30 protein-coding genes are annotated in these 24,065 nt (G+C 71.3%); 15 read left to right on the forward strand and 15 right to left on the reverse strand.

The features are described 5' to 3' along the window. Positions 1 to 252 precede the first annotated feature (252 nt). Genes BKA14_RS24875 through BKA14_RS24895 form a run of 5 tightly spaced genes read right to left on the reverse strand, consistent with a single transcriptional unit; the run spans position 253 to position 4,359 of the window. Positions 253 to 903, reverse strand: a complete 651-nt coding sequence (locus BKA14_RS24875; protein WP_184953275.1) for a DUF998 domain-containing protein — start codon at positions 901 to 903, stop codon at positions 253 to 255. Positions 904 to 933: 30 nt separating this feature from the next. Next, positions 934 to 2,082, reverse strand: a complete 1,149-nt coding sequence (locus BKA14_RS24880) for an ABC transporter permease (protein ID WP_184953276.1) — start codon at positions 2,080 to 2,082, stop codon at positions 934 to 936. Beyond that, a complete protein-coding gene (locus tag BKA14_RS24885; RefSeq protein WP_184953277.1) occupies positions 2,082 to 2,741 on the reverse strand; it encodes an ABC transporter ATP-binding protein in 660 nt (219 codons plus the stop codon). Before BKA14_RS24885 ends, BKA14_RS24880 begins: the two co-directional genes overlap by 1 nt. Next, entirely contained in the window at positions 2,738 to 3,790 is a 1,053-nt protein-coding gene (locus BKA14_RS45220; RefSeq protein ID WP_184953278.1) for an efflux RND transporter periplasmic adaptor subunit, read from the reverse strand. The genes BKA14_RS24885 and BKA14_RS45220 overlap by 4 nt, the downstream gene beginning before the upstream one ends. Beyond that, a complete protein-coding gene (locus BKA14_RS24895) occupies positions 3,787 to 4,359 on the reverse strand; it encodes a hypothetical protein (protein ID WP_184953279.1) in 573 nt (190 codons plus the stop codon). Before BKA14_RS24895 ends, BKA14_RS45220 begins: the two co-directional genes overlap by 4 nt. Before the next feature lie 123 nt (positions 4,360 to 4,482). On the opposite strand from BKA14_RS24895, the gene BKA14_RS24900 reads away from it, so the two are divergent. Beyond that, a complete protein-coding gene (locus tag BKA14_RS24900; RefSeq protein WP_184953280.1) occupies positions 4,483 to 5,139 on the forward strand; it encodes a response regulator transcription factor in 657 nt (218 codons plus the stop codon). Next, positions 5,136 to 6,239, forward strand: coding sequence for a sensor histidine kinase (locus BKA14_RS24905; RefSeq protein WP_184953281.1), 1,104 nt, complete (start codon positions 5,136 to 5,138; stop codon positions 6,237 to 6,239). Before BKA14_RS24900 ends, BKA14_RS24905 begins: the two co-directional genes overlap by 4 nt. On the opposite strand, the gene BKA14_RS24910 is transcribed toward BKA14_RS24905, so the two are convergent. Together BKA14_RS24910 and BKA14_RS24915 are read right to left on the reverse strand one after the other, a co-directional pair. Then, positions 6,217 to 7,071, reverse strand: coding sequence for a DMT family transporter (locus BKA14_RS24910; protein WP_184953282.1), 855 nt, complete (start codon positions 7,069 to 7,071; stop codon positions 6,217 to 6,219). The two genes, BKA14_RS24905 and BKA14_RS24910, sit on opposite strands and share 23 nt — an antisense overlap. Positions 7,072 to 7,123: 52 nt before the next feature. Next, the gene (locus tag BKA14_RS24915; protein WP_184953283.1) at positions 7,124 to 7,315 is read right to left on the reverse strand and encodes a hypothetical protein; all 192 of its coding nucleotides are present in this window, start codon (positions 7,313 to 7,315) and stop codon (positions 7,124 to 7,126) included. 74 nt (positions 7,316 to 7,389) lie between these two features. Here BKA14_RS24915 and BKA14_RS24920 point away from each other — a divergent pair, with 74 nt between their 5' ends. Both BKA14_RS24920 and serA read left to right on the forward strand, forming a co-directional pair. Then, a complete protein-coding gene (locus tag BKA14_RS24920; protein WP_184953284.1) occupies positions 7,390 to 8,301 on the forward strand; it encodes a phosphotransferase in 912 nt (303 codons plus the stop codon). A gap of 209 nt (positions 8,302 to 8,510) precedes the next feature. Beyond that, the gene (gene serA, locus BKA14_RS24925; protein ID WP_184953285.1) at positions 8,511 to 9,725 is read left to right on the forward strand and encodes a phosphoglycerate dehydrogenase; all 1,215 of its coding nucleotides are present in this window, start codon (positions 8,511 to 8,513) and stop codon (positions 9,723 to 9,725) included. A gap of 60 nt (positions 9,726 to 9,785) precedes the next feature. Here serA and BKA14_RS24930 read toward each other — a convergent pair whose 3' ends face one another. Both BKA14_RS24930 and BKA14_RS24935 read right to left on the reverse strand, forming a co-directional pair. Continuing rightward, complete coding sequence (locus BKA14_RS24930) at positions 9,786 to 11,321, reverse strand: hypothetical protein (protein WP_184953286.1); 1,536 nt, start codon at positions 11,319 to 11,321, stop codon at positions 9,786 to 9,788. A gap of 173 nt (positions 11,322 to 11,494) precedes the next feature. Beyond that, positions 11,495 to 12,148: a response regulator gene (locus BKA14_RS24935; protein WP_184953287.1), complete on the reverse strand. Its 654-nt coding sequence runs from the start codon at positions 12,146 to 12,148 to the stop codon at positions 11,495 to 11,497. Positions 12,149 to 12,368: 220 nt separating this feature from the next. Here BKA14_RS24935 and BKA14_RS24940 point away from each other — a divergent pair, with 220 nt between their 5' ends. The 5 genes from BKA14_RS24940 to BKA14_RS24960 all read left to right on the forward strand — a co-directional run bounded on the left by BKA14_RS24940 (position 12,369) and on the right by BKA14_RS24960 (position 16,284). Continuing rightward, entirely contained in the window at positions 12,369 to 12,845 is a 477-nt protein-coding gene (locus BKA14_RS24940) for an AfsR/SARP family transcriptional regulator (RefSeq protein ID WP_184953288.1), read from the forward strand. Positions 12,846 to 12,881: 36 nt separating this feature from the next. Then, positions 12,882 to 13,481 carry a class I SAM-dependent methyltransferase gene (locus BKA14_RS24945; protein WP_184953289.1) on the forward strand — a complete coding sequence of 200 codons (600 nt, stop codon included), beginning with the start codon at positions 12,882 to 12,884 and terminating at the stop codon, positions 13,479 to 13,481. 67 nt (positions 13,482 to 13,548) lie between these two features. Then, positions 13,549 to 14,019 carry a MarR family winged helix-turn-helix transcriptional regulator gene (locus tag BKA14_RS24950; RefSeq protein ID WP_239093450.1) on the forward strand — a complete coding sequence of 157 codons (471 nt, stop codon included), beginning with the start codon at positions 13,549 to 13,551 and terminating at the stop codon, positions 14,017 to 14,019. Beyond that, positions 14,016 to 15,740, forward strand: coding sequence for an MDR family MFS transporter (locus tag BKA14_RS24955; RefSeq protein ID WP_184953290.1), 1,725 nt, complete (start codon positions 14,016 to 14,018; stop codon positions 15,738 to 15,740). Before BKA14_RS24950 ends, BKA14_RS24955 begins: the two co-directional genes overlap by 4 nt. A gap of 223 nt (positions 15,741 to 15,963) precedes the next feature. Further along, entirely contained in the window at positions 15,964 to 16,284 is a 321-nt protein-coding gene (locus BKA14_RS24960) for an antibiotic biosynthesis monooxygenase family protein (protein ID WP_184953291.1), read from the forward strand. 6 nt (positions 16,285 to 16,290) lie between these two features. Here the strand turns inward: BKA14_RS24960 and BKA14_RS24965 are convergent, their stop codons facing one another. Together BKA14_RS24965 and BKA14_RS24970 are read right to left on the reverse strand one after the other, a co-directional pair. Next, positions 16,291 to 17,070 carry a GAF and ANTAR domain-containing protein gene (locus BKA14_RS24965; protein WP_239093452.1) on the reverse strand — a complete coding sequence of 260 codons (780 nt, stop codon included), beginning with the start codon at positions 17,068 to 17,070 and terminating at the stop codon, positions 16,291 to 16,293. 48 nt (positions 17,071 to 17,118) lie between these two features. Next, positions 17,119 to 17,322 (reverse strand): hypothetical protein, encoded by a 204-nt coding sequence (locus tag BKA14_RS24970; protein WP_184953293.1) that lies wholly within the window; start codon positions 17,320 to 17,322, stop codon positions 17,119 to 17,121. Positions 17,323 to 17,627: 305 nt separating this feature from the next. Between BKA14_RS24970 and BKA14_RS24975 the strand changes: the two genes are divergently transcribed. Together BKA14_RS24975 and BKA14_RS24980 are read left to right on the forward strand one after the other, a co-directional pair. Next, positions 17,628 to 17,828: a hypothetical protein gene (locus tag BKA14_RS24975; RefSeq protein ID WP_184953294.1), complete on the forward strand. Its 201-nt coding sequence runs from the start codon at positions 17,628 to 17,630 to the stop codon at positions 17,826 to 17,828. Positions 17,829 to 17,840: 12 nt separating this feature from the next. After that, positions 17,841 to 17,996 carry a hypothetical protein gene (locus BKA14_RS24980; protein ID WP_184953295.1) on the forward strand — a complete coding sequence of 52 codons (156 nt, stop codon included), beginning with the start codon at positions 17,841 to 17,843 and terminating at the stop codon, positions 17,994 to 17,996. Between the two features lie 52 nt (positions 17,997 to 18,048). On the opposite strand, the gene BKA14_RS24985 is transcribed toward BKA14_RS24980, so the two are convergent. Both BKA14_RS24985 and BKA14_RS24990 read right to left on the reverse strand, forming a co-directional pair. Next, entirely contained in the window at positions 18,049 to 18,570 is a 522-nt protein-coding gene (locus BKA14_RS24985; protein WP_184953296.1) for a DUF1360 domain-containing protein, read from the reverse strand. A 12-nt stretch (positions 18,571 to 18,582) separates the two neighbouring features. Then, positions 18,583 to 18,894, reverse strand: coding sequence for a DUF6158 family protein (locus BKA14_RS24990; protein ID WP_438861901.1), 312 nt, complete (start codon positions 18,892 to 18,894; stop codon positions 18,583 to 18,585). A 51-nt stretch (positions 18,895 to 18,945) separates the two neighbouring features. On the opposite strand from BKA14_RS24990, the gene BKA14_RS24995 reads away from it, so the two are divergent. From BKA14_RS24995 to BKA14_RS25005, 3 genes are all read left to right on the forward strand, one after another. Continuing rightward, on the forward strand, positions 18,946 to 19,344 hold the full coding sequence (locus BKA14_RS24995; protein ID WP_184953298.1) for a hypothetical protein: 399 nt from the start codon (positions 18,946 to 18,948) through the stop codon (positions 19,342 to 19,344). A 10-nt stretch (positions 19,345 to 19,354) separates the two neighbouring features. Then, positions 19,355 to 19,675 (forward strand): DUF3817 domain-containing protein, encoded by a 321-nt coding sequence (locus tag BKA14_RS25000; RefSeq protein ID WP_184953299.1) that lies wholly within the window; start codon positions 19,355 to 19,357, stop codon positions 19,673 to 19,675. A gap of 319 nt (positions 19,676 to 19,994) precedes the next feature. Then, positions 19,995 to 20,912 (forward strand): C40 family peptidase, encoded by a 918-nt coding sequence (locus BKA14_RS25005; RefSeq protein WP_184953300.1) that lies wholly within the window; start codon positions 19,995 to 19,997, stop codon positions 20,910 to 20,912. A gap of 86 nt (positions 20,913 to 20,998) precedes the next feature. Here the strand turns inward: BKA14_RS25005 and BKA14_RS25010 are convergent, their stop codons facing one another. Then, entirely contained in the window at positions 20,999 to 22,003 is a 1,005-nt protein-coding gene (locus BKA14_RS25010; RefSeq protein ID WP_184953301.1) for a sigma-70 family RNA polymerase sigma factor, read from the reverse strand. A gap of 587 nt (positions 22,004 to 22,590) precedes the next feature. Between BKA14_RS25010 and BKA14_RS25015 the strand changes: the two genes are divergently transcribed. Next, a complete protein-coding gene (locus tag BKA14_RS25015) occupies positions 22,591 to 23,286 on the forward strand; it encodes an SDR family NAD(P)-dependent oxidoreductase (RefSeq protein WP_184953302.1) in 696 nt (231 codons plus the stop codon). A gap of 5 nt (positions 23,287 to 23,291) precedes the next feature. Here the strand turns inward: BKA14_RS25015 and BKA14_RS25020 are convergent, their stop codons facing one another. Beyond that, a complete protein-coding gene (locus tag BKA14_RS25020; protein ID WP_184953303.1) occupies positions 23,292 to 23,990 on the reverse strand; it encodes a dTMP kinase in 699 nt (232 codons plus the stop codon). Positions 23,991 to 24,065: the final 75 nt, after the last annotated feature.

The following is a 24,065-nucleotide window of genomic DNA, read 5'->3' on the forward strand; positions in this document are numbered from 1 at the left end:
CACACAGTTCCGGCGCAACCGATGATTTACGCTCGCTGCCGTCGTCCAAGCCATACCGCGAGGCATTCGTCAGGTTGACTGGGCGTCGTACGACCACAGGACAGCCACGTCCGGCTTCATGCGTAGCCGTAGCGTCGCCGCGGGTGCGCCGTCCGTACTCGTAGCCGGTCACCCTCTCGTCTTCGGCGTACCGGTAGTCCGGCTCATCCTCGAACAGCCAGATCAAGTCGTCGTAGTCGGGCAGATGATGGTCTAGTCCTGCGACACCTCAGCTGCGCGGCTGGGGGAAAGTACCCGTCCGCGTACGGCCCAGGCCGCGATCAGCAGCAGCGTCACCACCTCGGCCAGGCCGAGCGCCCGCTCCACCGTGCCGAGCGGGATGGCCCGCCACCACCGCACCCCCGTCCACGGCTCGGACAGCACGGCCCACAGGATCGGCGAGAAGCACAGCAGCGACACGACACCGCCGGCCGCGACCCGGCGGGCCCCGCGGTCGCGCAGCGACCGGGCCGAGGCCAGCAGCGCCGCCACCGGCAGGCTGAGGAAGGCGACCACGCTGGCGATCCGGTGGATGTCTCCGCTCATCGACGGCCCCACCGCCCAGTTGTGTTTCTCGAACCAGACGACCCCGACGAGGCCCAGGGCCCACAGCAGCAGGGCCACCGCCGCGCCGCCGCGCACGACCCCGGCCCGCCGCGCCGCGGCCAGCACGGCCACCGAACCCGCCGCGAGCAGCAGCGTGGCCGCGTCGAACCACCAGCCGTTCTCCAGCAGCGCGTACTGGCTGATGGTGCGGCGGCTCCAGTCGAGCGAGGCGGACGGCGGCACGACGTGCAGCGCCGCGTAGAAGGCGAGGGAGGCCGCCACGCAGGCGGCCCCCACCCCGGCGAACACACGAGTCATGCGGCCCAGGCTGCCCGGCCAACCTGTGAGTTACCCGGTCAACGCCTCGGTCGGGGCGAGCCGGGCCGCCCGTAGCGCCGGGTAGAGCCCGGCCACCGCCCCGATCATCAGCGTCGCCCCGACCCCGCCGAGCAGCACCCACCACGGCACCACCGTGGGCCAGTCCCGGGTGACCGCGTACAGGCCGGTCACCAGGTAGCCCAGCAGCACCCCGGCCGCGCCGCCGAGCAGCGACAGCAGCAGGGACTCGGCGACGAACTGGGTGCGGATCCAGCCCCGGGTGGCTCCGAGGGAGCGTCGCAGGCCGATCTCCGCCCGCCGTTCCAGCACCGAGATCACCATCGTGTTGGCCACCCCGATGCCGCCCACCAGCAACGCCACCGCGCCCAGGCCGAGCAGCAGGGCCGTGAACGCGTCGTTGGTGGCGCGCCGCGCGGCCAGGGCGTCCGACGGCTTCGACACGTCGACCTCGTCGGGGCTTTCCGGGTTGGCGGTCGGCGCCAGCACCCCCCGTACGGCTTCCACCAGCGCGTCCGCCGAGCGTGTGTAGACGGTGGTGGGGTGCCCGTCGAACCCGAGGTAGGTCGCCGCCGACTCCCAGCCGATCAGCACCGACTGGTCGAGTTCGGGGGCCAGCGGCACCTCCCGCAGCACGCCCGTCACGGTCCACCAGCGTCCGCCGATGTAGACGGAGGGGACGTCGCCGAGCCGGCGCGCCGCGGTCGACCCGAGCACCACTGTCGGGTATTTCGCGTTGAGCCAGCTGCCGCGGGCGAGCCGGCCGCCGACTGTCGGCAGCAGGTCGGGGGAGGCGGCCAGCACGCTGAGCCCGCCTGTCTCCCCGGCCGGGATCTTGTCGGTGCGGTAGACGGCCGTGTCCGGCACCTGGCCGGTGGCGGTGGCCGACTGGACGGGGCCGATGCGTTTGATCATCGAGAGGGCCGTGTCGGGCAGCACGGCTTCCTCGCCGAACATGGTGTGCCCGGGTGTGACGGTGAGCATGTTGGTGCCGAGGGCGGCCAGCGCGCGGTCGAGTTCGGCGCGGCTCGACGACGAGATGCCGACGACCGCGGTCATGGCGGCGATGCCGATCGCGATGCCGAGGGCCGACAGCACGGCCCGCAGCGGGCGTGACCGGAGCCCGTACGCGGCCAAGCCGAGCAGATCTGCCGGGGCCATCAGATCACCCGCCCGTCGCGCATCGGCACCTGGCGGGGCAGGCTGCCGGCGATCTCGTGGTCGTGCGTGATGACCAGGACGGTCGTGCCCGCCTCGTGCAGTTCGCGCAGCAAGGCGACCACGCCCGCGCCGGCCACCGAGTCGAGGTTGCCGGTCGGCTCGTCGGCCAGCAGCACGGCCGGGTCCCCCGCCACCGCCCGCGCGATCGCCACGCGCTGACGTTCCCCGCCGGAGAGCTGGTGGGGCCGATGCCCGAGCCGCTCGCCGAGGCCGACCCGGACGAGGGCGGCCTCGGCGCGCCACTCCCGCTCCTTTCGCCGTACGCCGGAGTAGAGCAGCCCGTCGGCCACGTTGGCGATCGCCGTGCGGCCGGGCGCCAGGTGGAACTGCTGGAACACGAACCCGATCCGCCCGGCCCGCAGGGCCGACAGCTGCCGGTCGCTCAGCGTCGCCACGTCGTGCCCGTCGATCCGCACCGATCCCTGGGTGGGCCGGTCCAGGGTGCCGATCAGATGCAGCATCGTCGATTTGCCGGAACCGGACGGTCCGACGATCGCCACCAGTTCGCCGTACTCGACGGTCAGGTCGACGGAGCGGACCGCGGTCACCCCGCCCGGGTACGTCTTGGTCACCCCGGCCAGTTCGATGACCGCGGTCACGACGGCATCCCCACCTGCACGCCGGGTTGCAGGCCGGCGCCGGACACTTCGACCCGGCCGTCGGCGAAGAGCCCGGTCTTGACGGCGACGATCCGCCGGGCGCCGGATTCGACGAGTTCCAGCCCGTAGCCGCCCTCGGCCAGCGCGAGCAGCGCCGCCACGGGCACGGTCAGCACGTTCGTGCGCTGCGAGGCGACGAAGCCGACGGTGACCGCGGCCTCGTCCAGGCCTTTCGGGGTCCGCGCGAAGGCGACCGTCACTTCGATCTTGGTGGTGTCCTCCTCGTTGCCCTGCCCGGGTTCCACCACCGTCTCGACGTCCGTGATCTTGCCCGGTGTCGTGCTGCCGTCGGGCATCTCGACCTCGACCGCCGCGCCCTTGCGGGCCAGTCGCTGGTCGTCGACGTCGAGCGGGACCGTCGCCACCATCGTGGTGCCGGTCGTCTTGAGCAGTTCGGCCCCCGGCTGCACGACCGCGCCCGCTTCCGCGCTGAGCGAGTCGATCCGGACCGGCCCTTTCCCGTACGTGATCCGGCTCGTCTCGACCTGGCCGGTCTCCTTCAGCCCGAGGTCGTCCTGCCATTCCTCGACGGCCTCGGCGGTGGCGGACGTGTATTCGTCGTCGACCGTGAAGCCCGTATAGCCGAGCGCGCGCAGGTTCTTCTCGAACTGCAGCACGTCGGCGCCCTCGACGCCGGGGCGCAGCGTGCGGTAGGCGGGCAGGGTCCCGTACAGGAAGGAAACGGGTTTGTTGTCGAGACGGTAGAGCGGCCGGCCCCGGGTGATCACCGCCCCGCTCGCGGGGAGGGCGGTGAGCGTGCCCGAACCACGCGCGGCGACGGTGCTGGTGTCGCCGTGACCGAGTGTGCCGGGGTGCTCCTCGCGGTCGATCAGGGTCTGCTTCGTGACGTCCGCCGTCTCCGTGGTGCCGTTGCTGGTCGTGTCGTCGCCGCTCTCCGCCGCGGGCAGGTTGATCACGGCGACCGCCGCCGCCACCGCACCGGCGGTGAGCACTCCTGCGATTACGCCCGCGGTCCGCCGGCGGCTCACGCTGTCACCCCGCTGCCGCCCGCGCCCTCACGAGTGGTGCGGGGCCCACCGTCGGGCATGAACTTCGAGCACTTCTGCTCGGCCTTGTCGAACGCGGGGTCGCCCGGCCCGACGCTCATCTTGCCCCGATCGAGCTGCAGCGACCCGTCGGCCTGCGGGTCGGGGAACTCCGGAACACCGTTCTCCCGCATGCACTTGGCCATCTGGCGCGCCTTCTCGATCAGCTCGGGGTCCGGCTGCCCGCCCTCGCCGCCCTCCGGCGCGAATTCCTGGCACGCCTCCCGCGCCGCCTCGAACTTCGTCGGGTCCAGCCCTTTCGGCGTCTTGATCATCATCCGCCCGTCCGGCTGCGGGTCGGGGAACCACGTCATGCCGTGCTCGCGCATGCATTGCGCGTACTTGAGCGGGGCGTCCTCGTCGAACGTCGCGGCGGCCGACGGGCTCGCGGCCGCGGTCGCGGCACCGGTCTGCGCGGTCGCCACACCGTCCCCGTCGTCGTCCGGTGCCGCGCAGCCCGCCGCGGCGAGCACCATCATCAGCCCGGCGAGCCAGACCTTTCCCGTACGCATCTCGACTCCTCACCGGCAGCCGGAGCGCTGCCATCGGGTCGAAGTGAAGCGAGCGCCGCGTTTCCCCGCCGTCACGAAAAAACGTGACGCCCAGGTGACACCGCCGCGCGGGAGGATGGGCGCATGCGGATCCTGGTGGTCGAGGACGAACCGCTGCTCGCCGACGCAGTGGCTCAGGGCCTGCGGCACGACGCGCACGCGGTCGACGTGGTCTACGACGGCGGTGCCGCGCTGGAACGGGTCGGGGTCAACGACTACGACGTGGTGGTGCTCGACCGCGACCTGCCGGGGGTGCACGGCGACGACGTGTGCCGGGCGCTGGTCGAGCGGGACGGCGACACCCGGGTGCTGATGCTGACCGCCGCGGCCGGGATCGACGACCGGGTGACCGGCTTGTCGCTGGGCGCCGACGACTACCTGCCCAAGCCGTTCGCGTTGCGCGAGCTGAGCGCCCGGGTCCTCGCGCTGGGCCGCCGCTCGCGGCCGGCCGCGCCGCCGGTGCTGCGCCGCGCGGGCATCAGCCTCGACCCGCACCGGCGCGAGGTGCACCGCGACGGGCGTTACGTCCCGCTCTCCCGCAAGGAGTTCGCGGTGCTGGCCGAGCTGCTGCGCGCCGACGGTGTCGCGGTGTCGGCCGAGACCCTGCTCGAGAAGGCGTGGGACGAGAACGCCGACCCGTTCACCCACGCCGTACGGATGACGATCTTGAAGTTGCGACGGAAGCTCGGCGAGCCGGCCGTCGTGCTGACCGAGCCGGGAGTGGGGTATCGCATCCCATGAGACTGACCGTGCGGGGCCGGTTGACGCTCGTCTACGGCGGGCTGTTCGTGCTGGCCGGCCTGGTGCTGCTGGGGGCGACGGCCGTGCTGTTCTCGCAACGGCTGCCGACCGTGCTGGCCAAGGTGGACACGACGATGCCGGCTCCGGGCGTCGTCGAGAGCCGGCAGTTGCTGGCCGAACGCAGCGAGGACACTCTGACCACGCTGCTCTCCCAGGGCGCGATCGCGCTGGTGGTGGTGAGCGCGGCCATGATCGCGCTGGGCTGGCTGGTCGCCGGGCGCATGCTCCAGCCGCTGCAGCAGATCACCGCCACCGCCCGCCGCATCGCCGACGCCCCCGACGCCGACCGCGGCCTGCACGAGCGGATCGCCCTGACCGGCCCCCAGGACGAGATCAAGGAACTGGCCGACACGTTCGACGTCATGCTGGCCCGGCTCGACCACTCGTTCGACGGGCAGCGCCGGTTCATCGCCAGCGCCTCGCACGAGCTGCGGACGCCGCTCACGCTCAACCGCACCCTGCTCGAGGTGGCGCTCACGCCCGAGACCGCGTCGGCGGAGGTGCGTCAGCTGGGCACGACCCTGCTGGCCATCAACGATCGGCACGGGCGGCTGATCGACGGGCTGCTGCTGCTGGCCCAGTCGGAACGTCCGGTGGCGGAACGGTCCTATGTCGACCTGGCCGACATCGTCGACCACGTCGCGGTCTCCGACACGGTCAAGGTGCTCACCGAGCCGCAGGAGGCGACCGTGGCCGGGAACCCCGTGCTGCTCGAACGCCTGGTGCAGAATCTGGTCGAGAACGGTGTGCGGCACAACGTGCCCACCGGCGGCTGGGTCCGGGTGCGTACGGGGACCCGCCTCGACGGCTGGGTCGTGCTCGAGGTCAGCAACTCGGGGCCGGTGATTCCGCGTTATGAGGTGCCGGGCCTGTTCGAGCCGTTCCACCGCTACGCCACCGAACGCCTGCACTCCCCCGGCGCGGGCCTCGGGCTCTCGATCGTGCGGGCGGTGGCCCGGGCCCACGGCGGCGACGTCCGGGCCGACGCCCGCGACGAGGGCGGCCTGATCGTGACGGTCACCCTGCCCCGGGCCCTATGAGCGCGCGGGTTTCCGACGGCGTCGGCGCGGCCGCCCGGCGGGCCAGGCCGACGACGCCCAGGGTCATGACCACGGCGGCGAACGCCACCACGACCAGGCCCACCGGGCCGAAACGGAAGCTCTCGTCGAAGACCACCACGCCGGCCGTCGCGGCCACGATCGGGTTGGCCACGCTGACCGTGGCCAGCGGGGCGGCCATCCCGGCCCGGCCGTAGGAGAGCTGGCTCAGCACGTAGCCGCCCGTCGCGAAGACCAGCACCGCGATGCCCGCGAACGGCGACACCGCGCCCGCGCCGCCGTCGGTGAACGCGGCCAGCACCGCCTTGGACAGCACCGAGGCGATGCCGAAGGCCGTGCCCGCAGCGGCCGCGAGCAGCACCGACCGCACGCGGGGCCCGGCCGGCCAGGCGCCCAGCGTCAGCACGGCCACCACGGCCAGGGTGATCAACGCGAGGTGCCGGTCGCCGGGCTCGGCCAGCACGGCCGGCTGGGACGACTCGACCGACAACGACAGCACCAGGGCGAGACCGAAGACCGTGAGGATCGCGTCGATCCAGGAGGCGCGGCCGATCCGGGTGCGGTAGCGCACGGCGGCGATGGGCAGCGCGAACAGCAGCGTGAGGGTGCCCAGGGCCTGCACCACGGCGACCGTGCCGAAATTGAGCGCCACCACGTGCAGCACGACCCCGCCGCCGGTCAGCGTGAGCGCGACGGCCCACCGGGACAGGCCGCGCTGACCGTTCTCGGCCAGGCGTTCCTGGGCGACCGCCGCGGCCGCGTAACTGGCCGCGGAGAGCACCGAGAACGTGACCGCCCACCCCAGCGATCCCATGTGCACCCCCGCCGGGAAGTCTGCCAGATTGGCGGGGAGGACCCGGACCGCCTCACGCTGCTCGCCGGCGGCGGGCCTCGGCCAGCCGCACGGCGTTGCGATCGATCAGCCCGTGGGCCCGGCGGCGAGCGAACTCGCGCCGCTCGGCCTCGCGGGCCCGCCGGCGACGGGTTGAGTCCTCGACGGCGGCACGCAGCCGCTCTTCCCAGTTGACCGGCTCGACATCGGCATTCCTCGGCGACATGCCGGCATTCTGCCCCGCCGGTACGACAGAAAACTCCCTCGCCCGGCAGCGGGCCCGGCTGTCACGATCATCCCATGGTGCAGGCGGCGGGAACACGAATCGGCTGGCGTGATCTGCCCGCCGGGGTCCGGCGGCGGATCGAGGACATCGTGGGCGGCCCGGTCGTCGCGGCCGTCTCGCAGACCGGCGGCTTCTCCCCCGGCACGGCCGACCGGGTCGTCACCGCCGACGGCCGGCGCGCCTTCGTCAAGGCCGTCACCCCGGCCCTCAACGAACGCTCCGCCGAGCTCGCCCGCGAGGAGGTCCGCATCACCTCGGCCCTGCCCGCGCACGCCCCGGTGCCGCGCGTGCTGGGTGCGTTCGACGACGGCGCCTGGGTCGTGCTGGTCCTCGAGGACGTCGAGGGCGCCCACCCGCGCACCCCGTGGGTCGACAGCGAGATCGACGCCGCCGTGGCCGCCCTGGCCGAGCTGGCCGGGGCGCTCACCCCGGCGCCCGTGCCCGTGCCGGCGATCACCGACCACCTCACCGAGGGTTTCGGGGGCTGGCAGCGGCTGGCCGACGACCCGCCCGCCGACCTCGACCCGTGGGCCGCGGCCCACCTGCCCGACCTGATCGGCGCGGCCGGGCACGGCCTGGCCGCGCTGCGCGACGGCAACACCCTCGCGCACTGCGACATCCGGGCCGACAACATGCTCGTCCGCCCCGACGGCCGGCTGGTCATCGTCGACTGGCCCTGGGCCGCCACCGCGCCGCCGTGGCTCGATCGGGTGCTGCTGGCGCTCAACATCATCGTGCACGGCGGCGATCCCGAACGGGTGATCGCCGACCTCGACCGACGGAACGTGGTCGGCGTGATGGCGGGATTCGCCGGATTCTTCCGTGACGTCTCCCGGCTCCCGCCGCCGCCCTCGCTGCCGTCGGTGCGCGCGTTCCAGCGGTGGCAGGCCGACGAGCTGCTGCCCTGGCTCCGTGGCCGGCTGTGACGCGAAGCCGCACGTAGGGCCGGGGAATCCATCGGCGTGAACCGAACAAAGGTCACCTCCGTATCTCAGCGCGCCGGCACCGGGGCCGGCAGCCGATGGGAGGTCGAGCACACTGCCCCGGGGCCGGCCGGTCAGGGCACTAGGCTGGGTGGTCGGGCTTCGGCGTGGCGGCCCGGACGGCCAAAAACTCGAACACGGATCGGAACAAGATGAGCGACCAGGCCAAGGTGCGAGTCCTTCTGTTGGAGAGCATCCATCCCGACGCGGTGTCCCGGCTCGAGGCCGAGGGCTACGAGGTCGAGTCCGTTCGCAACGCTCTCGACGAGTCCGAGCTGATCGACCGCATCCGCGGGGTGCAGCTCCTCGGCATCCGGTCCAAGACCAAGGTCACCGCCAAGGTGCTCGACGCCGCCGACAGCCTCGTCGCGATCGGCGCGTTCTGCATCGGCACCGACCAGATCGACCTCACCGCGGCCACGGCCAACGGCGTGGCCGTGTTCAACGCGCCGTTCTCCAACACCCGCTCCGTCGTCGAGCTGGCGATCGCCGAGATCATCTCGATGACCCGGCGGCTCACCGAGAAGAACACGCTCATGCACGCCGGGGTGTGGGACAAGTCGGCCGACGGCGCGCACGAGATCCGCGGCCGCCGGCTCGGCATCGTCGGCTACGGCAACATCGGCACCCAGCTCTCCGTGCTCGCCGAGAACCTCGGCATGTACGTGTCGTTCTACGACACGGCCGACAAGCTCGCGCTGAGCAACGCCCACCGCTGCGCCACGATCGAGGAACTGCTCGAAACCAGCGACGTGGTGACCCTGCACGTCGACGGCCGCCCCGGCAACGCCGGGTTCTTCGGCGCCGAGCAGTTCAAGCGGATGCGGGAGGGCGCCCTGTTCCTCAACCTCTCCCGCGGCATCGTGGTCGACCACGTCGCCCTGCGCGAGGCCCTTGAGAGCGGCCACCTGGCCGGCGCCGCCGTCGACGTCTTCCCGACCGAGCCCAAGGGCCGCGGCGACGAGTTCGTCTCCGAGCTGCGTGGCCTGCCCAACGTGATCCTCACGCCGCACATCGGCGGCTCCACCGAGGAGGCGCAGTCCGACATCGGCGGGTTCGTGGCCAACAAGCTGGCCGCCTTCGTCGAGGAGGGCAACACCACCCTGAGCGTCAACCTGCCCGGCGTCTCCCTGCCCGAGCAGTCCGGCCAGAGCCGCCTGGGCCACGTCCACATCAACACCCCGGGCGTGCTGGCCCAGGTCAACAGCATCCTGGCCGAGCACCACGTCAATGTGGAGGGCCAGCTGCTGAGCACTCGCGGCGAATACGGCTACCTGATCACCGACGTGGGCGGCGGCTTCAGCAGCGAGGTGCTCGACCGGCTGCGCGCCATGGAGCAGACGGTGCGGTTGCGCGTCCTGTCCTGACCGCGAGCACGAAAAAGGGCGCCTCCCGATGCAGGAGGCGCCCTTTTTCCCGTACGGCGGTCAGCTGTTCTCGACGGTCAGGGCCGTGATCGGGGCCCCGGCGCCCATGTCGTACCGGTTCTGCACCGCCCAGTTCTTCGGGGTCAGGGTCGAACCGGGCGCCACGTCCTTGAGCGTGCGGCTGCCGGCCACGACGGTCTGCGCGCCGCCGCCGACCTTGATCCGCACGGGGCTGCCGGTCGGTGACGTCACGACGAGCTTCTCGACCGAGCCGTTCACCTTGATCGGTACGGTGCCCGTCGGCTGGGCCAGGCTGATCTGGGCCGTGCGCATCCCGCCGACCATCTCGAGCCCGCTGATCTGGCCGCCGCTGAGGTTGATGGCCTGCTCCTCGGCGTATCCGGAGAAGCGCAGGGCCCAGCGCACCTTGGCCGCCAGCACGATGGTGATCTCGCCGCCGGTGCCGCCGTCGCCGTCCTTGGTGACCTGCAGCTTGACGTCGTCGGCGCGGATCACCGGGTCGGGCAGGATGCCGGAGTCCTCCGGGGTGGAGATGCGGTAGAGGTCGTCGCCCAGCTCGCCGATCGACACGTTGACCCGGGTGGTCGCCGCGAGCAGCTCGAAACTGGCCTGGCTGCGGTTGTCGAGCGGGGCGGTGACCGCACGCTCGCCGGCCTTGTTGCCCGCGCCGAGCTGCAGCACCGAGTCGAGCTTGTCGTCGGTGCCGGTGAAATACGCGACGCCGACGATGCCGCCGGCCACCAGCACGACCAGGCTGAGCAGCACGATGCCGACCGTGACGGCACGTGACTGGCGCGGGGGCGGCGGCACGGCGGCAGCCATCCGGCGCTGCTCACCGGTGTCGGCCCCGCGCTGCGCACCGGCATCGGCCCGGCGCTGCTCGCCGGTTTCGGCCGGGTTGTCGCCGGCCTCGAGGAAGCGCCGGAACTCGCCGGTGTCGGCGCCACCGCCCGCGGGGGCCCGGAATTCGTCCGGGCGCGGGTCCATCGTGTGCGCGTCGAGGGCACGGGCGTCCATCACCCGACGGAACTCGCTGGAGTCGGCACGGGCGAAACCACCCGTTTCGGACAGCCGTCGCTGCTCACCCGTGTGCGTGGACACCCGACGCTGCTCACCCGTGTGGGTGGAGACGCGGCGCTGCTCGCCCGTGTGGCCGGTGGCGCGCCGCACCGGCAGCTCGGTCGACGGCGGCGCGCCCCGGCCCGTCGACGGCGGAGCGCCCAGGCCCGTCGACGGCGGCGCGCTCACGCCGGTCGGCGGCGGCGCGCCCAGGCCGGTCGGCGAGATCGGCTCGACGGGCTCCGGCGCGGCCGGGGCGGCGGGCGACGTCGGTGACGCCGGGTGACGCACGGGCGAGATCGGGCTCGACGTGAAGCCGAACGAGATGCGGCTGCCCCCGCTCGGCGTGGCCGGGCCGAAGTCGGGCGCCGGCACCGCCGGCGCCTCGGCCGCCGACGCCGGCTCGGACGATCCGAACCACGGCGGGTCGTCCGCCGCCGGCCGGGCCGGCGGCCGCCGGTACATGGTGTCGCGGGCACCGCCGCCTGGCGTTCCCGTCGTCGACGGCTCGGCCACCGCCACATCGGACGGTGTGCCGCCAGCCGCTGCTCGGTCAGCTGCTGTCCGGTCCACGTGAAGCCCTTCCCCTGATACCTAGATCGGCGCCGCGGCGCGGCCGCCCATCCCCGTGAACAGGTACGGATTTCACGTCTTCCCGGATGAGTACCGAGGGGAACTACTTACCGTTACTACCGGCCGGGTCGTACCAGGCCACGGCGGGTGGCGATCGCGACCGCCTCGAGCTGGCTGTGCGCGCCCAGTTTGGCCAGCACGGCCTTCACGTAGCCGCGGCAGGTGTGCAGGCTGATGCCGAGCCGGCGGGCGATGGCGCGCGCGTCGAGCCCGGCCGCCATCAGCTGGAGCACTTCGTCCTCACGCGCGGTGAGGCCGCCGCCGCGCGGGCCGACCACCGGGCTGGTGCTGCGCAGCAACCGGGCCAGGATGTCGGTGGAGACGGTCATGCCGCCGCCGTGGGCCGTGCGCAACGCGTTCAGCACGTCACCGAGCGCGCCGTTCTTGGAGAGGAACCCGGCCGCCCCCGCCGCGGTGGCCCGCCCCACGAGCGCCGACTCATCGCTGGCAGTGAGGATCACCACACGTGTGTCCGGCTGGCGTACGCGGAGCAGCTCGGCGATCGCAATTCCGTCCGCATCGGACAAATCCGGATCGAGAAGGATCACGTCGGGACGCAGCTCGGCGGCCAGCCGCAGGGCCTCCGCGCCGGTCAGCGCATGCCCCACGTACCGCAGGTCGGGCTGGCCGGCCAGGGCGTGTCCGAGCAGCTCGGCAAACGTCTGGTGGCCGTCGACGACGAGCACGCTGATCGCATCGCCGTTAGTCATGCGCCACCTTTCCCCGATCCGACCCGTGGAAGTCTAAGGAGTACCCGCACTCATCTTTGCCGTACCAACAGGCGGGTGGTGCACCGGCCCGGATCCGATCCGGCGGTACGCCCGATGATCGGATGAGGCCGAGCGGCCGCTATAACCAATCTTTCGGGTGAGGTCACCCCCCGCATTGGGGCTTGCCGCTTTTACCCTCTCACCAGCAGAGTTCCGAAACATGTTCGACATCCAGCTTTTCGGCCGCGTCGAGGTCCGGACCAGGGGCGTCCTGCTGGCCGGGCCGGATTTCGGGGGTGACCACCCGCGTCGCCTCCTGGCCCTGCTCGCGCTGCGGGGCGAAATGTCCACCTCGGAGCTGGCCGGCCTGCTGGGAGAAAAGAAGAAGAGCGTCGAAAGCGACATGTCGGTCCTGCGGGATCACCTGGAGCCGGGCACGGCTCCGCGCGACTCCGTGGTGCGCCGCCGCGACGGCCGCTGGTCCCTCGACCCCGACCGCGTCCGCATCGACGTCGCCCGCTTCGACGAGCTGATCACCGCTGCCCTCGGCCGTCCCGCCGAGCGCCGGGTCAAGCCGCTCACCGCGGCCTCCTTCGTCGCCTGCCGCCCGCTGCTCGAGGAGGAGGACCTGCCCTGGGCCACCGAGGCCCGCGACGCTTATCGCACCAAGCTCGAGCATGTGACGCAGGTCAATTAGCGCGCGAAGGCGACCCGGCAGGCGCAGAATCGCGGCGTGCCGCAGCCCACGACCCGACTCCGTCCGGTGCCTCTGGCCCCGGAGATCTCCCTGCATCTGGCGGCCGACTCGGCCGGGCTGTTCGACTCGGCAGGCGGCGAGTTCCGCAGCGACGAGCCGCCCCCGTTCTGGGCCTTCGTCTGGGCCGGCGGCCAGGCCCTGGCCCGTTTTCTGCTCGACCACCCGCAGACGGTCGCCGGCCGGCGGGTCCTCGACCTGGCCACCGGCAGCGGCGTCGCCGCCATCGCCGCCGCCAAGGCCGGCGCGGCCGAGGTGGCCGCGACCGACCTCGACCCGGCGTCCGAGGCGGCGGCCCGCCGCAACGCCGCCGCCAACGGCGTCACGCTGAGCGCCCCGGCCGAGGCCCCTGACGTGCTCCTGGCGGGTGACGTCTTCTACAGCCCCACGGTGGCCCCCGAGATGGCCCGCCAGATGCGAGCCGCCCGCCGCAAGGGGGCCGAGGTCTTGGTTGGCGACCCTGGACGAGGGTATTTCCCCGACCGGCTCTTCGATCGGATCGCCGAGTACGCCGTGCCGGTGCCCGCAGCCCTCGAGGAAGCCGAGACGCTCGTCACAGGAGTCTGGCGCATGCGTTGATGCATTCATCACGCAACCAGTTGTATGTTGCACCTATCTTTCGCTGGAACCGGCAGGATGGCAGAACGTGCACGATCGCGACATTCACGACACCATCCCGGAGTTGTCGGACGAACTTATGCGGTTCGCCCGTGTTGTCGCGCGGGCCAAGAGCATGCTGAACGTCGGCGACCTCGGTGCGGAGTCCTCCGCCCTGATGTTGCTGTTCCCGCTGCGTTTCCGGGGTCCGCTCCGGGCCACCGATCTCGCCGAGATCAAGCAGGCCGACCCGTCCACGGTCAGCCGCCAGGTCGCCCAGCTGGTCAAGGCCGGTCTCGCCCGTCGCGAGGCCGACCCGGTCGACGGCCGGGCCTCCCGGCTCGCGATCACCGAGGCCGGGCTGGCCGCAGTCGTTCGGCTCCAGGAGGCCCGTCAGGTCTGGCTGCGCGAGGCGCTCGCCGACTGGCCCGCCGAGCGGATCGCCACCTTCGCCGGCCTCTTCTCAGAATTCAACAGCTCGGTCGAGGCTCAACTCGCCACACCACGGGAGAACGCGTGAGCACCTCCAACCCCACCGCGCCGCCCGCCCAGGCGTCCACGGAATTCACCCACCGCCAGATCCTCACGATCCTCGGCGGTCTCATGATGGGCATGTTCCTGGCCGCCCTCGACCAGACGATCATGGCCACGGCGACCCGCACCATCGCGGACGACCTGAACGGCTTCAACATTCAGGCCTGGGCCACGACGGCCTTCCTGATCACGTCGACCATCTCGACCCCGCTCTACGGCAAGCTCTCCGACATCTACGGCCGGCGCCCGTTCTTCCTGTTCGCGATCGGCATCTTCGTCGTCGGGTCGTTCCTCTGCGGCCTCTCGCAGAACATGTACGAGCTGGCCGCCTTCCGGGCCATCCAGGGCATCGGCGCCGGCGGCCTGATGTCGCTGGCGCTCGCCATCATCGGTGACATCGTGCCGCCCCGCGAGCGCGCCAAGTACCAGGGCTACTTCCTGGCCGTCTTCGGCACGGCGAGCGTGCTCGGCCCGATCCTGGGCGGCTTCTTCGCCGGCGCCGACCACATCCTGTGGGTCGACGGCTGGCGCTGGGTGTTCTACCTGAACGTCCCGATCGGCATCGCCGCCATGATCGTCGTGGCCCGCGTGCTGCACCTGCCGCACCAGCGCGTCGACCACCGCATCGACTGGCCCGGCGCCGTCGCCCTGATCGTCGGCCTCGTGCCGCTGCTGACCATCGCCGAGCAGGGCCGCGCCTGGGGCTGGGACTCGCCGCGCGCGCTGGCCTGCTACGCCATCGGCGTGATCGGCCTGGTGGCGTTCGTGTTCGCCGAACGGGCGTACGGGGACGAAGCCCTGCTGCCCCTGCGCTTGTTCCGCAACCGCACCATCGCCGTCGGCGCCACCTCGAGCACGATCCTCGGCATGGCGATGTTCGGCGGCCTGATGACCGTGCCGCTCTACCTGCAGATCGTCAAGGGCTCCACGGCCACCATGGCGGGCCTGCAGATGATCCCGTTCGTGTTCGGCATCATGTCCGGCTCGATCATCAGCGGCCAGCTCATCGCCCGTACGGGTCGTTACCGCATCTTCCCGATCATCGGCAGCACGCTGATGGTGGCCGCGCTCGGCCTGTTCGCCACGATCGGCGCCGACACCCCGCTCTGGCGCACCATGCTGATCATGGTGCTGATGGGCCTCGGCCTGGGCGGCAACATGCAGCCGATGATCACCGCCGTGCAGAACGCGGTCTCCCCGCGCGAGATCGGCGTGGCGACCAGCTCGGTCACGTTCTTCCGCTCGATGGGCGGCACGCTCGGCACCGCGGTGTTCCTGTCGGTTCTCTTCAACGTGCTTCCCAGCAAGATCGGCAGCGCCTACCAGAGCGCGCAGGGCACCCCCGAGTTCCAGCAGGCGTTGCAGGCCGACCCGTCGCAGGCGCAGCAGCTGCAGCAGATCCAGGGCGGCGGCGACCTCAGCGACACCTCGTTCCTGAGCTCGCTCAGCGACGCCGTCGCGCACCCCTTCAAGGTGGGCTTCTCCGACGGCATCCAGGTGGTCTTCCTGCTGGCCCTGGCCGTCATGATCCTCGGCCTGATCGTGGTGTTCTTCCTGCCCGAGATCCCGCTCAGCCTCCGTTCGGCCCAGCAGCAGCGGGCCGACGACGCCCTGGCCGCCGAGAACAGCATGGGCGTGCCCGGCGAGGTCGGCGCGGGCCCGGAGCAGGACGAGCCGGTCCCGGCGGCCAAGGACAAATCCCAGTAACCGCCACGACCCCGAACGCCTGCGTCGCCTCCCCGCGACGCAGGCGTTCCTTTTTGCAAGATCGCTGGCGTGCCCCCACCTCCCCCGCCCACCCAGGGGAAATGTGGCTTGACCGTACCGGTTGTCAAGTCGCGAAGGCCGGTTGTCCACAGGGCGTGGGGTTGTCCACAGGGTGAGGCGGGCGCAGGGGCGGCCGCGCCCGCGACGCACTAGCTTGGCGGGCATGGCTGTTGTGAAGATCAACGCGATCGAGGTGCCCGAGGGCGGCGCCGAGGAGTTCGAGCGCCGGTTCGCCGCGCGCAAGGGCATGGTGGAGAAGGCGCCGGGCTTCCTGGCCTTCGAGCTGCTGCGGCCCGTCGCCGGCGAGACGCGCTACTTCGTCTACACGCGCTGGGAGTCGGAGGAGGCGTTCCAGGCCTGGTCCAGCGGCAGCGGCCGGGCCGCCCACGCCGGCGAGGGCGAGCAGCGCCCACGTCCGGTCGCCACCGGCGCGGCCCTGCTCGAGTTCGAGGTGATCCAGCACGTCGGCCGGCCCGCCGACTGAGGACCGTCAGGCGTTGCGGGCGGCCACGGTGATCAGGCGGCCGGCGACGGCCTGCCGATCCAGGCCGAGGCGCTGGGCGGTGTCGCGCAGCACGGTGTAGGCCTCCTGCACGCCGCAGCCGCGCTGGGCGATGATCACGCCGATGGCCCGGTCGATGACGGCCCCGGAGCTCAGCGCGTCCCGGCGGCGCAGCTCGCCGAGCAGCAGCTCGGCCTGGTTGGCCAGCGCCATCGCGGTCAGCAGGTGGTCGGCGCCGGGCGCCTCGGTGGTGTCGAAATACAGGCTGAGCGCGCCGACGTCGGCCCGGGGCAGGTCGAGCGGGACGGCGGCCACCGCGTGCACGCCCTCGGCGCGAGCGGCCGCGGCCAGGTCGGGCCAGCGCGCGTCGGTGGCGAGATCGGGCACGGTGACCGTGGAGCGGGTGCGGGCAGCTTCGAGACCTGGCCCGGTGGTGCCCGCGGCGTACTGGACGGCGTCGACCGCAGCGCCGGCGGCGCCGTGGCCCGCGTGGGTCAGCGGCCCGCCCTCGCCGATCAGGACGACCGAGCTGCGGACGGCTCCGGGCACGGCCGCGACGGCGTGGGCGGTCAGCCTGTTCAGCGCCTGCGGGAAGCTCTCGGCCGCCAGCAGGCTCGCCGTGAGCTCGTGGAGCAGGCCGGCCAGTTCCACCGGGTGCGGTCCCGCGGGCACGGCCGCCCGCAGCACGGAGCGGGTGCGCCGCGGCCGGCTCACGACCCGGGCGGGACCACGATCCGGGGGCGAAACCCGGCGATAAGGGGCGGACACGCGGGGCATCCTGCCATGACCATCGACGATCACGTAAGTCGTGTGCCTCTACCGGGTGGTTTCCGTGGGCTCGGCCGTCTGGTCCGAGCGGCGGCGCTCCAGGAACGAGTCCGGCGCGGCGCCCGGGTCGGCTTCCCGCTCGTCGGACTCCGCGAGGATCGCCTCGGCCTGGGCCCGCGGGTCCGCGCTGCCGGCGGCCCGCTCCTCGGGCAGCAGTTCGGCCGCCCTCTGCTCGGTCCGGTCGTCACTCATAAGAGATCGACTACCCGCAGTGAGCGGAGCGGAAACGGGGCCGGGAGAGAAACGCGGACCAAAGGAAACGCCGCCCCCGGGAGAACCCGAAGGCGGCGCAGGTGTCGGTGTGCAGGTCGCCTCGCGGCGAGTGGCTCAACACGGCTCCAGCCGAACGGTATTCCGTGAAGGCAATGGGTGAGGCCCGGGGACACTGGGCACACCGACACCTGTCATCAACGGTCGGACCCCCACCCCGATTCCGTTAGCAAATGTGACGCCGACCACAAAGTTTCGGTGACCTCGGGCCGGGTAGCCGGGTTCCCGTGACCGATGAGATTCGTGAGCTGGACGCCTTCCTGGATGACGTCTTCGACGGCCAGGAGCGGCTGAGCAGCGCCGACCTGCAGCGCCGGGCCCTCGCGGCCGATCTGCCGGCCCTGGCCCTGACGCGGGTCGACGCACTGCCGGAGGGCGAATACGCCCAGGACGAGGCAGCCGAGGCGCTTCGCGCGCTGGAAGTCTGAGAGGAGACCGCCATGGAGCCGATCGGGGATCCGGACGAGCAGGAAGATTTCGCCGGCGAACACAGCGACACCACAGTCGACGAGGACGTGTCGGCCGGGCAGGACGACGACGCCGAGCCGGAGAGCCCCGAAGGCTGGGCCGGCCTGGAACGCGAAGGCCCGCCCTGAGAAAAAGCGACGGCCCGGACGATCGTCCGGGCCGTCAACGCGTACGGGGGAACTAATCGCCCTCGGCGGCGCGCTTGGCCACGTCGTAGCCCAGCTGCAGAAAGTCCGACACCGCGGTCGCTGTCAGGGTCACGGCGGCCAGCCGGGTCAGGCGGGGCGCCAGCACGAGCCCGCCGGTCAGGCTCGTGGCAACCCACACCGCCAGACAGAACGGGCAGCTCACGAGCTCGCCGAGACCGTGCTTGACCGAGCTCTCGTGGTCCCGCACCTCCTCGTTGAGCTCCGCCGCCCCGGCGGGCTCGGCGTAGCGGGTGAAGGGGGCCCGCAGCGGACTGGTCACCGAGTCCTTCGCCAGCAACCGGCTCAGTTTGTGGGTGGCCAGCGACAGCAGGACGACGTCGGCGGTGGCGGGGCGGGCCGGCACGGGTTTTCCGGTGGCTTTGACCGCGACGGCGAGCGAGGCGGCGAGGGCCCCGAAGGCCCCCATCGCCACCGCGTAGCCGCCCAGGGGGCGATGGTCGTGGGGGGCGTACGACTGCTCGACGCGCGCCATTCGCGCACGCAGGGACTGCATCAAGAGGAACCCCTAGAAGTCCTGGGTGAGCCGGTCCGGATCGACCTCGCGGCTGGGATAGCGGGTGATGTATTCGGTCTCGAGCTCGGCGGTGCGCTTGAAGTGGTTGCTCAGCGCCGCGTCCGGCCCGTGCCGCAGAGTGGCCAGGCGCGCCCGGTAGAGGCTGGCGAGCTCTCGGAACAGGTCGTCGTCGCCCAGAGTGGCCGGATCGATGCCGGTCTCCATCAGCGGGGCGTCCCCTCGGGCGTCGGTCATCGTGCCTCTCCTTCTCAAGCCGGGCCCCGGCGTCTCATCGAGTTCCTGAGTCGGGCCGCAACGTCTCATCGGGATGCCCGAGCGGACGACCAGCAAACCCGCGCCGGTACGCTTCTGTGCATGAAGGGCCTGTGGACCCCGGCGTGGATCGCCCGGCACGTCCTGGCAGTGGTTCTCGCCTCCGGCTGCCTGGTGCTGGGCTGGTGGCAGTTCAGCCGCGCCCAGGAGGGCAATTCGATCAGCTGGGGCTACATGTTCGAGTGGCCGGTGTTCGCGGCCTTCGTCGTTTTCCTGTGGTGGCGCGAGGTGCAGCTGGCCCGCAAGAAGGGCCGCGCCGAGACCACCGTGAAGTCCGAGCCGGAAAGGCTCCCAGGTTCGGCTGTTACCGTCGGTCGGCCGGTGCGCGTGGCCACCGAGTCCTCGGCGAAAGAGGACGACCCCGAGCTCACGGCCTACAACGACTATCTCGCCTGGCTGAACGCCCATCCCGGCGCCCGGCCGAGCGACTATCCCGGTTAGGAACGAGAACGTGCAGGGTGCCCTGACCCGATACCGGATCATCGCGTGGATCGTCGGCGTGGTCCTGCTCGCGCTCGTCGTCGTGGGCATGCCGCTCAAATACCTGGCCGACAACCCGGTCGTGGTGGAGGCGGTCGGCCCGGCCCACGGCTTCCTGTTCATGGTCTACCTGATCGCCACGTTCGACCTGTCGCGCCGCGCGCACTGGGCGTTCGGCCGGATGCTGCTGGTGATGCTCTCCGGCACGATCCCGTTCCTGTCGTTCTGGGCCGAGCGTAAGGTGAGCCGGGAATGGGTTCCGGCCGAGGAATCGGTGAAAAGTCCAGTTTGACAGCCGACTTCGACGCTTTGCTTCCGCCGAATTACTTGCTGTTATCGGGATCATTCACGCAAAGTGGTCCATTGCCTTAAATCACTCTGTGACCCCTTGCATTTGAATCTTTCGCCGATAGGTTAATCCGGTTGGTTCGGTCCGCAGCCACTCCCCCTGGTGGCGCCGGCCAACGCCGCCGAATCGATGAAGTCCGGGGAACCCTGTTCCCGGGGCACGTCCGCGCGAGCGCGGGACCCGGTAGGCGGCCAGGCGGAAGAAAGGCCACTGACCGGTGCCCCACCCCCGTACGAGGCTTCGGGTCCTCGTCGTCGCGGCGATGGCCGCCGCGATCACCGGCTCCTTCGTGACGCCCGCGCAAGCGGCCCCGTCCGCGACAGAGCTCAAGAAGCAGATCGAGGCGGCGTCCAACAAGCTCGAGGACGTCACCGAGCAGTACAACGCGATGCGCGTCAACCTGAAGAAGACCCAGGACGACGCGAAGAAGCTCCAGGCGTCCCTGGCTCCCGCTCAGGCCGCCCTGAAGGCCGCGAGCACCCAGGTCGGCAACCTGGCGACCACGTCCTACAAGCAGGGCCGGGTCGGGCCGATGAGCGCGCTGCTCACGGGCACGCAGGACGGCCTGATGGATCGCATGAGCTACCTCGACATGCTGACCCGGGCCAACCAGCGCGACATCGACACGTTCACCGAGGCGACGCAGAACTTCAGCGAGCGCCAGGCCGCCCTCAAGGCGACCCAGACCAAGCAGCAGGGCCAGCTGAGGGCGCTCACGGCGCAGAAGACGGCGATCCAGAAGGACCTCAAGAAGCTGTTCGCGATGCGGGAGGCCGCCTACGGCCAGCCGCAGGAGACGGGCGGCAGCTACGACGGGCCCATCCCGGAGATCTCCGGCAAGGCCGGCATCGCGGTCACGTACGCGTACAACCAGATCGGCAAGCCGTATCTGTTCGGCGCGGACGGCCCGGGCAGCTTCGACTGCTCCGGTCTGACCTCGGCGGCGTGGCGGGCGGCGGGCAAGTCGCTGACGCACCAGACCAAGTCGCAGTGGAGCGAGACGAAACGCATCAGCCGGGACGACCTGCAGCCGGGCGACCTGGTGTTCTACCGCAGCCTGGGCCATGTGGCGATCTACGTCGGCGACAACCAGATCATCGACGCGCCGCACTCCGGCACCGTGGTCAAGAAACGGACGATCAACATCATGACCCCGTACGGGTTCGGACGCGTCGTCTAGCGATCCCGCGCACGGAGAAGGCCGGTACCCGACTGGGGTACCGGCCTTTCGCGTCGGTGAGTAACGGGGGGTGAAGCGGCGGAACGTCAGGCGGCCTGCAGGCCCTCGGCCCGGGCCAGCTCGCGCAGCCGGCCGAGCGCCTGGATCTCGAGCTGGCGGATCCGCTCCCGGCTCAGCGAGAAGCGCGAGGCCACCTCGGTCAGCGAGTGCTCGCGGCCGTCCTCGAGACCGTAGCGGGCCCGCATGATGCCGGCCGACCGGTCGTCCAGGTGGTTGAGCAGGCCCTCGATGCGCTGACGCTCCAGGGCGGTCAGCACGATCTCCTCCGGGGAGGGGGCGTCGCTGTCGGCCACCAGGTCGCCGAGGTTGGTGTCGCCGTCGTCACCGACCGGGGTGTCGAGCGACACCGTGTCCTGAGCCCAGCGGGTGAGCTCGTTGACCCGCTCGACGGTCACCCCGAGGGCGGCCGCGACCTGCTCGGGCTCGGGGTCGCCGCCCAGTTCACGAACGAGCTGGCGGGTCACGTTGCGCATCCGGTTGACGTCCTCGACCAGGTGCACGGGCAGTCGCACGGTGCGCTCCTGCTGGGCGATGGCCCGGCTGATCGCCTGGCGGACCCACCACGTGGCGTACGTGGAGAACTTGTAGCCGCGTTCGTAGTCGAACTTCTCGACGGCGCGGACCAGGCCGGTGTTGCCTTCCTGGATCAGGTCGAGCATCGGCATGCCGGAGCGTACGTAGCGCCGGGCGATCGACACGACCAGTCGCAGGTTGGCCCGGATGAACAGGTCCTTGGCCTTCTGGCCCTCGGAGACCAGTCGCTCCAGTTCCTCCCGGCTCACACCGCGCCGGATCTCGCCGCTGTCGAGCAGGTGCTCGGCGTAGAGGCCGGCCTCGATTGCCTTGGAGAGCTCGACCTCCCGCGCGGCGTCCAGCAGCGGAGTCCGGGAGATCTCGTGCAGGTAGACGCCGACGAGGTCACGCTCTTCGGCGACCTGATCGGTCCGCATCACGGTGTTCTTCTCCACGTTGCCCACGGTCCCCTCATTGCCTTCACTACTAACCCCGCTACGGGTGATACCTGTGTTCATCGGTTCCTCCCCGTAACGTCCGCAGTTCGCACATTGCGGTTACTGGCATCTACACAACAAATGGCTGCCTGCACTGATTCCGGCTGGTGAGTCGAAAGTGTCACGAATGTCTGGGGGATAGCTGAGAGCCGCGTGCGTACTTCCTGTACAGGGCTTCCGTAGAGGCAAGCTCCCGCGGCCCGACATTCGGTCGCGCGACCAGTTGTGGTAGCGCTGACAGAGGCATACCCGTTGCAAGTCTCATGACACCATCGGCCCCTCGTCCCTCACAGCGACGTCCATCACCAAAGACCTTGGGACGTCCGTCACCACCCAGTACGTTCCTTGGGCGCGCCAGGTTCACGTGCTGGATCGACAGCTTCAGGACGGGCTTGAAACAAAAGCCGTCAGCAAAAAGATCCCGCACTGCACCGAACGGGACCACCTGCCACAATGCGGCACGTGGCGGCGCAGTTCACTAGCTCGTCCGGGTGACCATCGTCGGAGTGACGCCCCTTTGACAACGGTTCGGAGCGGCGCCGCCATCCGGCTGGTGGCGTGACGAACAACACAGCGGCCGACGGCGCGCGGGGGGCACGATGAGCGACATGGAGAACGGACGTACGGCCCTGATCACGGGCGGCACGGGCGGCCTGGGCGTCGCCGTGGTGGAGGCTTTCGTAGCGGACGGATGGCGCGTGGTCGCTCCGGTTCGCGCCGGGTCCGTCGACAAGCTGCCCAAGGGTGCCGTGCCGCTGGTGGCCGACCTCACAGACGAGACCGACGTCACCACCGCGGTGTCCGCCGCCGTAACCGCGGGCGCGCCCGATCACCCGCTGCGCGCCGTGATCAACCTCGTCGGGGGGTTCGCCAGCGGGCCACTGATCGCCGAGGCGCCCTACGCGGGGCTGACGGCCCAGCTCGACCAGAATCTGCGCCCGACCTATCTCGTCACCCAGGCGGCCCTGCCCCACCTCGTCGACGCGGGCGGTGGCAGCATCGTCTGCGTCTCCTCCCGTACGGCGTTGTCGCCCTTCCCCGGTGGCTCGGCGTACGCGATCGCCAAGGCCGCCGTGCTCGCCTTCGCCGACTCCGTGGCCGTGGAGTACAAGTCGCGCAACGTGCGCTGCAACACGGTGCTGCCGAGCGTGATCGACACCGCGGTGAACCGGGCCGCGATGCCCGACGCCGACGTGGCGAAGTGGGTGCGGCCCGACGAGATCGCGCCCACGATCCTGTTCCTGGCGTCCGACGCCTCCGCACCCACCAGCGGCGCCCAGATTCCCGTCTACGGCCGGGCGTAGCGCCTCTACAGCGCCTCCGCGAGCTGATAGCCCGCCACGGCCAGGGCGGCCACCAGCGGGCCGCCGGCCAGGATCATGCCGCGGACCGAGCGGCCCGGCACCGGTGCGCCGCGGCGGGCCAGTTCGGCGCGGATGGCTGCGGCGACCTCGTCGGGCGTGCCGTTGGCGTCGATCACGACGAAGTCCGCGAACTCCGGCAGGGAGTGATAGGCGGCGCGGGCCGCGGCGAGGTATTCCATCGTCTCGCTGTCGTAACCGCGGGCCTCGATCCGCTCGTACGCGGTCTCGGGCGTCACGTCGAGCAGGAACGTCACGTCCGGGCGGGGGAAGAAACGGTAGGCCAGACGGGCCCGGCGCTCCGCGGCCGGTTTCGCCCCGCGGGCCCGCAGGCTCGCGTACTGGCAGAACGCGTACCGGTCCATCACCACGGTGCCGCCGGTGAGCGCCCGGCGCAGCAGCGTGCGCAGGATGGCCAGCCAGCGCAGCACCGCCTCGACGAGCAGCATCGGGCGGCGGCCGAGCAGGTCGTCGGCGTCGCTGCGGCCGAGCCGGACGGCCACCCGGCCGAACCAGTGCCGGCCGCCCGCGTTGCGCCGGTAGGCGGCGTTCAGGCCCTCGGCGCGCAGCTCGTCGGCCAGGCGGTGCGCCTGGGTCGTCTTGCCCGAGCCGTCCATGCCGACCAGCGCGATCGTCCGAGGGGTCATGCCAACCAACGGTAACCGGCGGTCGCACGCGCCGTTTCTCCGGCGGCGGCCGACCCGGCGTACCAAAATGGGGTT

Source organism: Paractinoplanes abujensis (assembly GCF_014204895.1).
Classification (GTDB): Bacteria; Actinomycetota; Actinomycetes; order Mycobacteriales; family Micromonosporaceae; genus Actinoplanes; species Actinoplanes abujensis.

Bases quoted from the DNA above. Each gene is read 5' to 3' on its own strand.
- BKA14_RS24875 (WP_184953275.1), bottom strand. From the start codon at position 903: ATGACTCGTGTGTTCGCCGGGGTGGGGGCCGCCTGCGTGGCGGCCTCC.
- BKA14_RS24880 (WP_184953276.1), bottom strand. From the start codon at position 2,082: ATGGCCCCGGCAGATCTGCTCGGCTTGGCCGCGTACGGGCTCCGGTCA.
- BKA14_RS24895 (WP_184953279.1), bottom strand. From the start codon at position 4,359: ATGCGTACGGGAAAGGTCTGGCTCGCCGGGCTGATGATGGTGCTCGCC.
- BKA14_RS24900 (WP_184953280.1), top strand. From the start codon at position 4,483: ATGCGGATCCTGGTGGTCGAGGACGAACCGCTGCTCGCCGACGCAGTG.
- BKA14_RS24905 (WP_184953281.1), top strand. From the start codon at position 5,136: ATGAGACTGACCGTGCGGGGCCGGTTGACGCTCGTCTACGGCGGGCTG.
- BKA14_RS24910 (WP_184953282.1), bottom strand. From the start codon at position 7,071: ATGGGATCGCTGGGGTGGGCGGTCACGTTCTCGGTGCTCTCCGCGGCC.
- BKA14_RS24915 (WP_184953283.1), bottom strand. From the start codon at position 7,315: ATGTCGCCGAGGAATGCCGATGTCGAGCCGGTCAACTGGGAAGAGCGG.
- BKA14_RS24920 (WP_184953284.1), top strand. From the start codon at position 7,390: ATGGTGCAGGCGGCGGGAACACGAATCGGCTGGCGTGATCTGCCCGCC.
- serA (WP_184953285.1), top strand. From the start codon at position 8,511: ATGAGCGACCAGGCCAAGGTGCGAGTCCTTCTGTTGGAGAGCATCCAT.
- BKA14_RS24935 (WP_184953287.1), bottom strand. From the start codon at position 12,148: ATGACTAACGGCGATGCGATCAGCGTGCTCGTCGTCGACGGCCACCAG.
- BKA14_RS24940 (WP_184953288.1), top strand. From the start codon at position 12,369: ATGTTCGACATCCAGCTTTTCGGCCGCGTCGAGGTCCGGACCAGGGGC.
- BKA14_RS24960 (WP_184953291.1), top strand. From the start codon at position 15,964: ATGGCTGTTGTGAAGATCAACGCGATCGAGGTGCCCGAGGGCGGCGCC.
- BKA14_RS24970 (WP_184953293.1), bottom strand. From the start codon at position 17,322: ATGAGTGACGACCGGACCGAGCAGAGGGCGGCCGAACTGCTGCCCGAG.
- BKA14_RS24980 (WP_184953295.1), top strand. From the start codon at position 17,841: ATGGAGCCGATCGGGGATCCGGACGAGCAGGAAGATTTCGCCGGCGAA.
- BKA14_RS24985 (WP_184953296.1), bottom strand. From the start codon at position 18,570: ATGCAGTCCCTGCGTGCGCGAATGGCGCGCGTCGAGCAGTCGTACGCC.
- BKA14_RS24990 (WP_438861901.1), bottom strand. From the start codon at position 18,894: ATGAGACGTTGCGGCCCGACTCAGGAACTCGATGAGACGCCGGGGCCC.
- BKA14_RS24995 (WP_184953298.1), top strand. From the start codon at position 18,946: ATGAAGGGCCTGTGGACCCCGGCGTGGATCGCCCGGCACGTCCTGGCA.
- BKA14_RS25005 (WP_184953300.1), top strand. From the start codon at position 19,995: ATGGCCGCCGCGATCACCGGCTCCTTCGTGACGCCCGCGCAAGCGGCC.
- BKA14_RS25010 (WP_184953301.1), bottom strand. From the start codon at position 22,003: ATGAACACAGGTATCACCCGTAGCGGGGTTAGTAGTGAAGGCAATGAG.
- BKA14_RS25015 (WP_184953302.1), top strand. From the start codon at position 22,591: ATGGAGAACGGACGTACGGCCCTGATCACGGGCGGCACGGGCGGCCTG.
- BKA14_RS25020 (WP_184953303.1), bottom strand. From the start codon at position 23,990: ATGACCCCTCGGACGATCGCGCTGGTCGGCATGGACGGCTCGGGCAAG.